Origin of the sequence: Kitasatospora sp. NPDC056076, assembly GCF_042266305.1 — a bacterium.
Taxonomy (GTDB): Bacteria; Actinomycetota; Actinomycetes; order Streptomycetales; family Streptomycetaceae; genus Kitasatospora.
The window spans coordinates 1-12,045 of sequence record NZ_JBHJWG010000086.1 but is presented as its reverse complement, the minus strand read 5'-3'; the positions used below and the strand labels follow the sequence as shown (position 1 = coordinate 12,045).

Here is a 12,045-nt window from a genome sequence, read left to right as displayed (position 1 = left end):
TGGGCGATGCCGTTCACCGGCGCGAACACCCACCCCCTTATCAGCCCGGCGCCGGTGACCCCCCGCGGGGTCTTCCCCCGCGCGGGCGCCACGGCTACCGGGCGGCGCCGGGGGCGCAGCCAGGACTCGTGGACCCGCGAGAGCAGGAAGATCTCGTAGTCCATGCTCAGCCCGAAGACGATCGCGAACATCATCATCGGCACGTAGCTCTCGATCGGGACCTTCCCCGCGACCCCGAGCGCCGGCCCGCCCCAGCCCCACTGGAACACCGCCACCACCACCCCGTACGAGGCGGCGATCGACAGCAGGTTGAGCACCGCGGCCTTGACGGCGACCAGCAGGCCGCGGAAGACCGCCAGGATGATCAGGAAGGCCAGCGCGACCACCACCGCGATGATCAGGACCAGCCGGCCGGAGACGATGTCCAGGAAGTCGACCTGGGCCGCGGTGTTGCCGGTCACGTACGTCCTGGCGCCGCTGCCCGCCACCGCGTCGGGCAGCACGGTGTCCGACAGGTGGTTGACCAGGTCGGTGGTGGCCCGGTCCTGCGGGGCGCCGGCCGGGACGACGGTGGCGAACAGCACGGCGCCGTCCGGGCTGGTCTGCAGCGGGGTGGTGCTCGCCGCGCCGGGCAGGCCGGTGAGGGCCTGCTGCACGGCGCCCTGCACGCCGGCCCGCGACCCGGCCGCCACGGCGCTCTGGTCGACCACCACGGTCAGCGGCGCGTTCGCCCCTGGGCCGAAGGCCTGGGAGACCAGGTCGTAGGCGCGCCGGTCGGTGAAGGAGGTCGGGTCGGCGCCGTCGCCGATGTGGCCCAGCTGGATGGAGAACAGCGGGATCGACAGCACCCCGAGCGCGACCACCCCGGCGACCAGGTAGCGCCACGGGTTCGCCTCCACCCGCCGGGCGTAGCGGTGCCAGCTCCCGCCGCCCTCGCCGCCGCCCCCGGCCTCGGCGATCGGACGGCGCACGGCGAAGCGGTCCATCCGGCGCCCGATCAGCCCCATCAGCGCCGGCAGCAGGGTCAGCGCGCCGAGCACCGCCGACACCACCGTGACGGCGGCCGCGGCCCCGAGCTTGGCGATGAAGGAGATGCCCGACACCGACAGCCCGGACAGCGCGATGATCACCGTGCAGCCGGAGACCAGCACCGCCCGTCCGCTGGTGGCCACCGCCTGCCCGGCGGAGGCGACCGGGTCCACCCCGTCCATCAGGTTCTGCCGGTGCCGGGTCAGCAGGAACAGCGCGTAGTCGATGCCGACCCCGATGCCGATCATCGTGGCCAGGGTCGGCGCCACGGTCGCGAAGGTGGACAGCGCCGCGACCAGCCCCAGCGCGCCCAGCCCGACCACGGCCGCGATCAGCGCCGTCAGCAGCGGCAGCCCGGCCGCGATCGCGCTGCCGAACCCCACCAGCAGCACCACCACCGCCACCGCGAAGCCGATCACCTCGCTGGAGCGGTCGTCCGCCGCCGGCCGGGCCAGCTCGCCCAGCGGCCCGCCGTACTCCACCTGCACCCCGGCCTGGCGCAGCGGCGCCACCGCCGCGTCCACCCCGCCCAGGTAGTCGTGGCCCAGCAGCGCCGGGGTGGTGTCGAAGCGGACGGTGATGTACCCGGTCAGCCCGTCGGGGGCCAGCGGCCCGCCCGGCGGGGCGCTCTGCCCGGCCGGCGGCAGCGGGCTCTGCGCGCTGATCACGTGCGGCAGCTGCTGGAGCGCCGTGACGGTCTGGGCGATCTGCGGCTGGAAGCCCGTCAGCTGCTGGGCGTCGTGCAGCACCACCTGGGAGCTGGTGCCCGCGGCGGCCGGCTCGTGCGCCTGCAGCACGTCCCGGCCCTGCTGGGCCTGGGTGCCGGGCAGGGAGAAGTCGTCGGAGTAGCTGCCGCCGACCGTCCGGTTGGCGGCCTGGACGCCGGCCAGGGCGACGATCCACAGCACGAGGACGAGTACGGAGTGGCGCGCGCACCACTCGCCCAGGCGCCGCAGCGCCGCGCGCCTGGCGGGCGGTGGCGTCGCGGCGGCCGGGGGGACACGGCGGGCGGACGGCGGCATGGACGGGCTCCCGGGGTCTCCTGCGCGCTGGTGCGCCGAACCGGCGCAGTGTTCCCCGCGGGCCGCCGCGGCCCTCCGGTACCGGCGGGTAGTCGCCCCGACGGCCGCCTCCCCGCCGCCGCCCACCGTCGGGTCAGGGCCGCCCGCCCCCGCCGAGCAGCGGCGTGCCCACCGGCGCCGCCGCCCCGACCAGCACCACCAGCTCGTGCCCGCCCGGGTTGGCCTGCACCGGTACGGTGCGCCAGTTGTTGGCCAGCCAGACGTTGCCCGAGGGGTCGATCTGCACGCCGGTGTTGCGCTCCAGCCCGTCGCTCGTGTACCCGGTGCCGGGCGGCGAGATCGGCTCACCGGTGCGCACCCCGGGCGGGCAGGCCGCCAGGTTGACCCCGCACAGCCGGGCGACGCGGTGGCCGCCGAAGTTGGCCACCCACACGGTGTCGTCCCCGTCCACGGCCACCCCCCAGGGCAGGAACAGCCCGCCGTTGGCGAAGGGCGCGGGCGCCGGTGTCCCGTCCGCCCCGATCAGGGTCACCGAGGCGCCCGGGCGCGGGCCGTCCTCGCCGCCGAGCGCGTCCGCCAGGTCGCCGGGGGTGCTGTCCCCGCAGGGCACCGGCAGGATGCCGCTGTTGCTCACCCAGGCGTTGCCCCGGCTGTCGGTGGCCACCGCCAGCGGCCGGCGCAGGCCCCCTCCGGTGACGGTCCGCTCCAGCGCGCCGTCGGGGCCCACCACCTGGACGCTGTCGCTGCCGTTGCCGCTCACCCACAGCCGCCCGGCCGGGTCCACCGCCGCGCCGAAGGGCTTGTGCAGGCCGGGCGTGGGGATCTCCCGGGCCGCGGCCCCGTCGCCGTCCGGGATCCGCGCCACGCTGTCCGAACCGCAGTTGGCGACCCACACCGTGCCGGCCCGGTCGGCGGCCATGCCCTGCGGCTGGACGATGCCCGCCCCGCGCCAGCCCGCGGGCGGCGACAGCGGGGTGCCGTCCGGGGCGAACTGGGAGAGGCTGCGCTCCAGCGGCGTCGGATCGAGTGGGCAACCATGGCCCTGGAAGCCGAAGTTGGCGACCCAGGCGCTGCCTCTGGCGTCCACGGTGATGCCGAAGCCGGCCCCGTACAGGCCGCCGCCGCGGTAGGGGGCGCCGGGGGCGTCCTGCCCGGTGGGGGTGAACTTGAGCACCGTGTCGCTGCCGCAGACCGGCACCGTCGGGTCCGGGCCGTAGCGGTAGTTGTTGCTGACCCAGGCGTTGCCGTCCGCGTCGAAGGCGATGTTGCCGGGGCCGTCGAGCTCGTGCCCGTTGCCCGCGTAGCGCAGCGCCACCGTCCAGGCGTCCGGCGCGGCGCCCAGCGCGGGCCGGTAGCGCTCGGTGGTGGCGGCCAGCGCGAACAGCTCGGCGGCGTTGCGGCCCGGGGCGTGGGCGATGTTCACGGCGGCCAGCAGCGTGTTGCGCGGCCGCTCGCCGCCCGGCGGCCGGGCCAGCTCCAGCAGCCGCCCGCAGGAGTCGCCGGTGACGCACGAGGCCAGCAGGTTGGCCAGGGAGTTGACCTCGGCCATGGTCGAGGTCAGCGCGCCGTTGGGCGGCGCGGCCAGCAGCGGGGCGATGCCGCCGGTGCCGGTGTCGGCCAGGTTGTGCGCGAGGGCGGCGGCGTTCGGCAGCCCGGGGGAGGAGCCCGCGACGCCGTCCGGGCCGGTGAAACGGGCCAGCGCGTAGGCCACGGCCACGGTGGTCCGCTCGTTGACGACCAGTTCGGGCGGCGCCCCGCCACCGCTGAGCACCGCGGCCAGCGTCACCGGCCCGCCGCCCGCCCCCTCCGGCGCCTCCGCCCGCCCGGCCCCGCCCACGCCGAGCCCGTCCCCGTGTCCGGGCAGGTCGGCCAGCACGTACAGCACCGCCCGCGCGTCCCTCGGCCGCCGGTAGTCCAGGCTGAACCGCCCCTGCCCGTCACTGCGCCCCCGGGCCAGCACCCGCGGCCGCCCGCCCCCGCCCTCCCCGGCCTGGTACAGCGTCACCCGCGCCCCGCCCAGCGGCGCGTCACCGCTGCGCACCACCCCGCACTGCCCGGCCTCCTCCCCTCCGCCGGCCGGCGCGGCGTGCGCGGGCCCGGCGGCCAGCTGGGCCAGGAGGGCGGCGGTCAGCAGGACGCCGCGGTGTCGACGCATGGGGACTCCGTTCGATCGCAGGAGGTGACAGCAGGAGCTGACAGCAGAGGGGAAGGGGCCGGACCCGCCCGCGCCGGGGCACTCGGCGGGGCCGCCGCCCTCCTACCTGCCACATCCCGGGCCGCCCGTACGCGACCGGCCGCCGGACGCGGCGGAAAATGCCCGGGACGGCCGAGCCCCACCCGCCCCCGCCGACTTCCCGCGCGACACCGGCGAGTTGGCTAGACTGCCCCGGCCCGGTGTGATCAAGAAGGGACACGAATGAGCATGGGGGGAACCTGGATGACCGCGACCGAGCCCGACCCCGAGCAGCCGGCGGCGCCGCAGATACGTCAGGACATCCCGCACAGCGCCCGGATGTACGACTACTTCCTCGGCGGCAAGGACAACTTCGCCGTCGACCGCGAAGCCGCCGAACGCGTCCTGACCGTCTTCCCCACCATGCGCACCGCCGTGCGGGCCAACCGCACCTTCATGCACCGCGCCACCCGCGCCCTGGCCCGGCGCGGCCTGCGCCAGTGGCTGGACATCGGCACCGGCATCCCCACCTCGCCCAACCTCCACGAGGTCGCCCAGGCCGTCGAACCCGCCGCCCGGGTCGTCTACGCCGACAACGACCCCGTCGTGCTGGCCCACTCCCGCGCCCTGATGACCAGCACCCCCCAGGGCCGCACCGCCTACGTCCACGGCGACGTCCGCGACCCCGCCGCCATCCTGGACACCCCCCAGGTCGCCCGGACCCTCGACCTGGACCGGCCGGTCGTCCTGTCGATGATCGCCCTGCTCCACTTCGTCCCGGACCTCGACGACGCCCACGCCATCGTCGAACACCTCCTGGACCCCCTGCCGTCCGGCTCAGCCCTGGTCCTCTCCCACGCCACCGCCGAACTCGACCCGCCCGGCGCCTCCAAGGTCCAGGAGATCTACAACCAGGCCGGCACCTCCCTGCGGCTGCGCCCCCGCGCCGAGTTCGCCACCCTCTTCGCGGGCCTGGACCTGCTCGACCCGGGCATCGTCCCCGCCCACCGCTGGCACCCCGACGGCACCGACGAGGCCGACCTGCTGCCGGCCGGCGTCACCGACGCCCAGGTCTCCTTCTACGCCGGCGTCGCCCTCAAGCCCTGACCCGGGCGCCGGGCCCGCCGATCCGTCAACACCCCGGCCTCCTCCTCCCGTCCGGGTGACGCCGGGCCGGTTCCCGCCCCCGGCCCGGCCCCGGTCCGCTCTGCTGGGAGCGGCCGCCCCGCCGCGGCCGTCGGCACCCGCCCCGGAGGAGTCCCGTGACCTCGCCCTGCGACCCCCAGTACGCCCCCGCCGGCGACGTGAGCGCGGCGCTCATGGTCATCGACTCCCGGCTCAAGGCCCTCTACGACGGCCGCACCGGCGCCGACCCCGCACACCGCGAGATGGTCGACCACCTCGCCGCCTCGCTGGGCCCGGACGGCTTCGCCGCCCTGCTGGAGGGCGCCTGCACCCTCATCTACCTGTACATGAACTGGCTGCGGAAGGCCTGCGAGGACCAGGGCAAGGACGTCATCGAGTACGTGCTGCCCAGCCTCCTGGCCACCATGCGCATGATGCCCCGCACCTTCCGCCCCGAGGTCGTCCCCACCATGGCCGGCCTGCTCGTCGCCGCCGCCGGCGACCTGAGCCCCAACCTGTGGCGCGCCCAGTACGGCCCCTGGACCGACGCCGAGATGAACCCCCTGGAAGCCACCGCCACCCTGCTCGCCGAGTACGTCAACCGCATCTGCGGCGACGACCGCGACTTCGCCACCCGCCTGATCACCGACGCCCTCTCCCGCGCCGACGACGAGGAGCAGGACGAGGCCGACGAGGCCTGACCCCCCGGCCGACGGCGCCCGCGACCCCGCCCGCCGGCGCCCGACGCGATGTCAGTGCCCGCCCCTAGAGTGGTCACAACGCTGGAGGGAACGCCGAAAGGCGCCGCGGGCGAACCCCGCGAGAGACTCCGGAAATGCCTCGCACGCGCGCCGGAAAAGGGGATAGCCATGTCCGCGAACAGGATCAAGCACAAGGTCAACCACGTCTCCCTCGTGGTCGACAAGTCCGGCTCGATGCGCCAGCACCAGGCCCAACTCGTCCGCGTCGTCGACGAGTTCGTCAAGGGCCTCCAGGAGGAGTCCGACCGCCTCGGCCACGAGACCCGGATCAGCCTCTACGCCTTCGACCACGAGGTGCAGAACCTGGTCTGGGACATGGACGTCAAGCACCTGCCCTCCCTGCGCGGCCTCTACCAGGTCGACAACGGCGCCACCGCCCTGATCGAGGCCGCCGTCAAGTCCGTCGACGACCTCAAGAACATCTGGGAGGGCTACGGCGAGCACTCCTTCCTCCAGGTCGTCGTCACCGACGGCGAGGAGAACGCCTCCGGCTGCTCCCAGAGCGGCCAGATGCACACCCGGATGAACGGCGGCCAGGGCGCCGCCGTCCTGCGCTCCTGGCTCGACCGCATCCAGGGCGCCATGGACGGCCTCCCCGACCACTGGACCTCCGCGATCCTGGTCCCCAACTCCCTCGCCAAGCGCACCGCCCAGGAGTACGGCTTCCCGGCCGGCAACATCGCCATCTGGGACGCCGACTCCAGCAAGGGCGTCGAGGAGGCCATCGGCACCGTCAAGTCCGCCGCCACCAGCTTCCTGCGCGGGCGCGAGCAGGGCGTGCGCGGCACCAAGAACCTCTTCGCCATGGGCCAGGACCTCGACACCACCCAGGTCACGGCCAACCTCGACGCCCTGGACACCGGCAAGTACATCCTCATACCCGTCGACGAGGCGTCCCCCATCCGCGACTTCGTCACCAGCTCCGGCCACCCCTACACGACCGGCTGCGCCTTCTACGAGCTCTCCAAGCGCGAGAAGATCCAGGGCAACAAGCAGCTCGCCGTCGCCGAGAAGGACCCGGCCACCGGCCGGATGACCGGCCGCGTCTTCTCCGGCCCGGCCGCCCGCCGACTCCTCGGCCTGCCCGCCGCGGAGGCCGTCGTCAAGCCCGGCGAGAACCCCTCCTACACCGTCTTCGTCCAGTCCACCTCCGTCAACCGCAAGCTCGTCCCGGGCACCAAGCTCCTCGTCCTGCGCTGACCACCGGCCCCGGGCGGCGACGGCGGCGGGAAATCGGTTCGCCCGCGGAGCAGCCGCTGTGTCAGGATGCCCCGTCACTTCGTCCGACCGGGGGGTCTCCTGACCATGCGCCGCTCCACCGTGCTCGCCGTCGCCGCCGCCACGGTCTCCCTCGCCGCCCTGGTGGGCTGCGACGACGGCAAGGCGCCGACCGCCTCGCCGACCGCGCCGGCCACCACCGCCGGGGCCGCGCCGACCGCCACCCCGACGCCCACGCCCACGGCCACTCCGACGCCCACCCCCGCCGCGACCACCGCCACCGCCGTGGCCACGACGGCGGGCGGGGCGATCGACCCGGAGAAGGCGCTCGCGCTCGCGGAGGCGACCCCGTACGCGGCCACCCAGGACTTCACCACCGAGGCCGGCCCGCTCAACTCGCGCACCAAGGCCCGGGTGAACCTCAACGGCCCGGTCCGCTCCGGCCGGCTCACCGAGTCCATGAGCGCCGCCGGCGGCGACGTGGCCGGCGGCAGCGACACCCCGAACGTCGTCGTCACCGGCGACGGCACCACCTACATCCGCAGCGGCAGCAGCTGGCGCACCTCACCGCTCGGCGACCGGGTCGCCGACTACCACGGCTACGCCAAGGCGCTGCTGGCCCTCGGCCCGTCCGCCCGCACGGGCATGGAGGACTGCGAGGGCACGCCCTGCTTCCACCTCGCCGGCACGGTCGGCGTGGAGCAGGTGAAGCCCCTGGAGGCCGAGCACTACAAGATCCTCAAGAGCAAGGGCGTGGAGGGCTTCCGGCTCGACCAGTGGATCGACGCCCAGGGCCGCACCGTCCGCTTCGACCGGAAGACCGACCTGGGCGGCGTCCAGATCCGCACCCGCGGCACCTTCCGCGACTTCGGCCCGGTCGAGAGGATCGACCCGCCGCGCTGAGCCCCACGACACCCCCGCCCCACCCCGGACCGGACGCCGCCTCAGAAGTGCTAACTTAGGCAAGCCTAACCAGGCAGCGCGACGACCACACGGCCCAGGGGGCACCATGGCAGAGCAACCGACCCGCCGGACACCGCGCGCCCGTGAGGCACGGGTGCTGCGCACCGAGCGGATCACCCCGCACATGGTGCGCCTGGTCCTCGGCGGCGCGGGGCTGGCGGACTTCGACGCCACCGAGTTCACCGACCACTACATCAAGGTGCTCTTCGCCCCCGAGGGCGTGGACTACCCCGAGCCCTTCGACCTCGCGCGGATCCGCGAGGAGTTCCCGCCCGAGCAGCGGCCGGTCACCCGGACGTACACCGTGCGGGCCTGGGACCAGGCGCTGCACGAGCTGACCGTCGACTTCGTGGTGCACGGCGACGAGGGCCTCGCCGGGCCCTGGGCGGCCCGCGCGCAGCCCGGTGAGACGGTGCGCTTCCTGGGCCCCGGCGGCGGCTACGCCCCCGACGCGGACGCCGACTGGCACCTGCTGGCGGGCGACGAGAGCGCGCTGCCCGCGATCGCCGCGGCGCTGGAGCGGATGCCGGCCGGCGCCGTGGTGCACGCCTTCGTCGAGGTCGCGGACGCCGCCGAGGAGCAGAAGGTCCTCTCGCCCGCCGGGGCCGCGATCCACTGGCTGCACCGCGGCGCGCGCCCGGTGGGCGAGGCGCTGGTCGAGGCGGTCGGCGCCCTGGAGTTCCCCGCCGGCACGGTGTCCGCGTTCGTGCACGGCGAGGCCGGCTTCGTGAAGGACCTGCGCTACCTGCTGCGCGTGGAGCGCGGCGTCCCGCGCGAGCGGCTGTCGGTCTCGGGCTACTGGCGGCTCGGCCAGAGCGACGAGGCCTGGCGGGCCGCCAAGCGCGAGTGGAACGCCCAGGTCGAGGCCGAGCAGGAGCAGACCGGCTGACCCGCCCCGGCGCCCCGGCCGCGGCGCCGCCGCCCGGGTCAGGTCAGGCCGTGCTGCCAGGCCCGGGCGGCGACCTCGACGCGGTTGCGGGCGCCGAGTTTGCGCTGGACGTTGCCGAGGTGGGTCTTGACGGTGGAGAGGGTGACGTGGAGGGCGGCGGCGACCTCGTCGTTGGTCAGTCCCCGGGCGACCATCGCGACGACGTCCCGTTCCCGCGGGGTGAGCGGCTCCTGGGGCGGGGGAGTGTCGGGGCCGCGGCGCCGGGGCCGCGCCGGCGGACGGGAGGCGAGGTCGCGCAGGAGCCGGGAGGCGACGGAGGGGGAGATCAGCGAGTCGCCCGCGGCCGCCGCGCGCACGGCCTCGATGAGCAGGGCGGGCGAGCAGTCCTTGAGGACGAAGCCGCAGGCGCCGTGGCGCAGCGCGCCGTGGACGTACTCGTCGAGGTCGAAGGTGGTCGCGATGACGACCTTGAGCGGGTGCTCGGCGTCGGGGCCGGCCAGCAGGCGGGTGGCCTCCAGGCCGTCGGTGCCGGGCATCCGGATGTCGAGCAGGCAGACGTCGGGGCGCAGCCGCAGGGCCTCGGCCACCGCCGTGCGGCCGTCCCCGGCCTCGGCGACGACCTCCATGTCCGGCTGGGAGTCGAGGATCATCCGGTACGCGGCGCGCACGGTGACCTGGTCGTCGGCGAGGAGGACACGGATGGTCATGCCGCCCATCCTGCCAGCTGTCACGAAGCGTGACGGGGGGCGCTTCGGCCGAGCGGGATCTCGGCGGCGACCTGCCAGCCGCCGACCGGGCCGGGCCCCGCGCTCAGCTCCCCGCCCAGCGCGTGCACGCGCTCGCGCAGGCCCGCGATGCCGAAACCGCCGCGGCCGCGGCCCGGTGACGGTTCGGCGGCGGGCCGGGGCGCGTCGTCGGTGACGCAGACCGTCAGGACGCCGGGGTCGCCGGCGGACAGCCGTACGTCGATGCCGGCGGTGTCCGCGCGGGCCGCGTGCTTGCGGATGTTGGTCAGCGACTCGCGGACGATGTGGTGGACGGCGGAGGCGATGTGGTCCGCCGGGGGCGTCGCGGTCAGCCGGGGGTCGACGGTGAGGGAGACGGCCGGTCCGGCGGCGCGCAGCGCCGCGGCCAGGGCGGGCAGGGCGTCCAGGCCGGCGGGGGCGCAGAGCGGGGCGGGGCGGTCCGGCCGGCGCAGCAGCGCGACCATGGCCCGCATCGACTCGGTGGCCTGGGCGGCCGCGTCCTCGATGTCGGCCAGCGCCCGGTCCAGCACCTGCGGGGTCGGCGGGCAGCCCGCCGCCGTGGTGAAGCGCACCGCCTTGACCTGGGCGGTGATGGCGGTGACGTGGTGCCCGACGAAGTCGTGCAACTCACGCGCGTACTCCAGCCGTTGGGCGTTCAGCCGGGCGTTCTCCTCCCGCCCCCGGGTGGTGTCGAGCAGCCGCAGGTACAGGCCGAGCACGACCGCCACCGGGGCGGCGAGCAGCAGGGCCGGCACGACGTACCGGCCCACGTGCACCCACTCGGAGCCGGGCAGCCGCAGGACGAGCAGCGGGGTGGCCAGCCAGGCGGCGGTGGCGAGCGGGAACAGGTGCCGGGGCGGCTGGTAGCGCACGGCCCGGGTGACGAGCAGCAGCAGGATGCCCATCTCCGTCAGGCCGAAGGTGACCTCGGGGCGGTGCCGCAGCTGCCCCGTGACGAGGGACAGGGCGATCGAGGCGGTCACCGCGGCCCACCCGGTGCGCACCAGGAGGCGGGGCGGCGAGAGCAGGGCCAGCAGGCAGAGCAGGCCGACCGCGACCGTCGCGAGGACCGTCGGCGCGAAGCCGGTGGCGAACGCCTCGGCGGTGACGGCGGCCGCGGTCGCGGCGGCGACCCCGATGGCCGGGCCGCGCCGCTCGGCGGCCCAGGAGGCGAACTCGGCGCGCGCCGGGAAGGTGATCATGGTCGTTCACGGTACGCGGCCCCGGGCGCCCCGGACCTCCACCGTTCGGCCGAGGCACCGGCCCCCGGCCTCGGCCGATCGGCCGTTCCGCGCACCCCGCCCGCCCGGTGACGATCACTTGCACCACTTCCACCACTTGCACCACTTCCACCGCCTCCACCGCTTCCACGGAAGCCGGACGCCCGTCCGGCCCGCCGGAAAGGACCTCGAACCGTGCACCGCCTCTCCCGCGCCCTGCGCCCCCTGTGGCGCGTCCCCGCCCTGCTGCTGGCCGACACCGTCGTCGCCGTCGCCGTGACCGTCCCCGTGCTCTGGGCCTACGGCCGCAACCGCCTGCGCCGGGCGGACCTCAGGAGCGGCGGGCGGGGGCGGGGGCGCAGGTAGCGGCAGCCCGGGTGGCCGGTCGCGTGGCCCCGGTCGGAGGATTCGGTTCCGGCGTGCAACCCTTGCGCCGTCGCGGCGGTGAGTAGGGCAGAGCGATGGCCCGGTCGGGCCGTCGCGCGGAACGTGAAGAGGAACTGGATGACCGCGAGGATACTGCCCGCCCCGGTGGAGGACCGGCCCCGGCCCGCTCCGCCCGCCGCGGGCGGCCCCGGCCTGCGGGAGCTCGACTTCGAGGGGTACGCCGCCTCGCGCTGGCCACGGCTGGTGCGCACCGCCTACCTGCTCACCGGCGACTACCACGAGGCCGAGGACGTCGTACAGGCGACGTTCGCGAAGGCCTTCCGGAACTGGCCCCGGATCAGCCGCCTCCAGGAACCGGACGCCTACGTCCACCGGGCCCTGGTGAACAACAACCTGAGCCGCCACCGGCGCCGCAGGGTCAGGCAGCTGCTCGTACCCGTCCTCCCCGAGCGGGCGCACACCCCGGGCGCCGACCACCGCGACGTCGAGGAGCGCTCGGTGCTGCTCCAGGC

At 75.5% G+C, this 12,045-nt stretch carries 11 protein-coding genes; 7 read left to right on the top strand and 4 right to left on the bottom strand.

Annotation, left to right across the window (positions count from 1 at the left end; translation table 11 throughout):
* On the bottom strand, positions 1 to 2,051 hold a 2,051-nt coding region (locus ACFC1T_RS37325), incomplete at its 3' end, for an MMPL family transporter (RefSeq protein ID WP_375896958.1).
* Between the two features lie 133 nt (positions 2,052 to 2,184).
* Positions 2,185 to 4,206 carry an NHL repeat-containing protein gene (locus ACFC1T_RS37320; RefSeq protein WP_375896955.1) on the bottom strand — a complete coding sequence of 674 codons (2,022 nt, stop codon included), beginning with the start codon at positions 4,204 to 4,206 and terminating at the stop codon, positions 2,185 to 2,187.
* A 282-nt stretch (positions 4,207 to 4,488) separates the two neighbouring features.
* Here ACFC1T_RS37320 and ACFC1T_RS37315 point away from each other — a divergent pair, with 282 nt between their 5' ends.
* The 5 genes from ACFC1T_RS37315 to ACFC1T_RS37295 all read left to right on the top strand — a co-directional run bounded on the left by ACFC1T_RS37315 (position 4,489) and on the right by ACFC1T_RS37295 (position 9,180).
* A complete protein-coding gene (locus tag ACFC1T_RS37315) occupies positions 4,489 to 5,331 on the top strand; it encodes an SAM-dependent methyltransferase (RefSeq protein ID WP_375896953.1) in 843 nt (280 codons plus the stop codon).
* 155 nt (positions 5,332 to 5,486) lie between these two features.
* Positions 5,487 to 6,050: a hypothetical protein gene (locus ACFC1T_RS37310; RefSeq protein ID WP_375896950.1), complete on the top strand. Its 564-nt coding sequence runs from the start codon at positions 5,487 to 5,489 to the stop codon at positions 6,048 to 6,050.
* A 168-nt stretch (positions 6,051 to 6,218) separates the two neighbouring features.
* Positions 6,219 to 7,310, top strand: coding sequence for a VWA domain-containing protein (locus ACFC1T_RS37305; RefSeq protein ID WP_375896947.1), 1,092 nt, complete (start codon positions 6,219 to 6,221; stop codon positions 7,308 to 7,310).
* Positions 7,311 to 7,415: 105 nt separating this feature from the next.
* Positions 7,416 to 8,231 carry a hypothetical protein gene (locus tag ACFC1T_RS37300; protein ID WP_375896945.1) on the top strand — a complete coding sequence of 272 codons (816 nt, stop codon included), beginning with the start codon at positions 7,416 to 7,418 and terminating at the stop codon, positions 8,229 to 8,231.
* A gap of 106 nt (positions 8,232 to 8,337) precedes the next feature.
* A complete protein-coding gene (locus tag ACFC1T_RS37295) occupies positions 8,338 to 9,180 on the top strand; it encodes a siderophore-interacting protein (RefSeq protein WP_375896942.1) in 843 nt (280 codons plus the stop codon).
* A gap of 38 nt (positions 9,181 to 9,218) precedes the next feature.
* Here the strand turns inward: ACFC1T_RS37295 and ACFC1T_RS37290 are convergent, their stop codons facing one another.
* Together ACFC1T_RS37290 and ACFC1T_RS37285 are read right to left on the bottom strand one after the other, a co-directional pair.
* Positions 9,219 to 9,896, bottom strand: a complete 678-nt coding sequence (locus tag ACFC1T_RS37290; protein ID WP_375896939.1) for a response regulator — start codon at positions 9,894 to 9,896, stop codon at positions 9,219 to 9,221.
* An 11-nt stretch (positions 9,897 to 9,907) separates the two neighbouring features.
* Entirely contained in the window at positions 9,908 to 11,128 is a 1,221-nt protein-coding gene (locus ACFC1T_RS37285; protein ID WP_375896936.1) for a sensor histidine kinase, read from the bottom strand.
* Positions 11,129 to 11,341: 213 nt separating this feature from the next.
* Between ACFC1T_RS37285 and ACFC1T_RS37280 the strand changes: the two genes are divergently transcribed.
* Both ACFC1T_RS37280 and ACFC1T_RS37275 read left to right on the top strand, forming a co-directional pair.
* Complete coding sequence (locus tag ACFC1T_RS37280; RefSeq protein ID WP_375896933.1) at positions 11,342 to 11,512, top strand: hypothetical protein; 171 nt, start codon at positions 11,342 to 11,344, stop codon at positions 11,510 to 11,512.
* Between the two features lie 138 nt (positions 11,513 to 11,650).
* On the top strand, positions 11,651 to 12,045 hold a 395-nt coding region (locus ACFC1T_RS37275; protein ID WP_375896931.1), incomplete at its 3' end, for a sigma factor.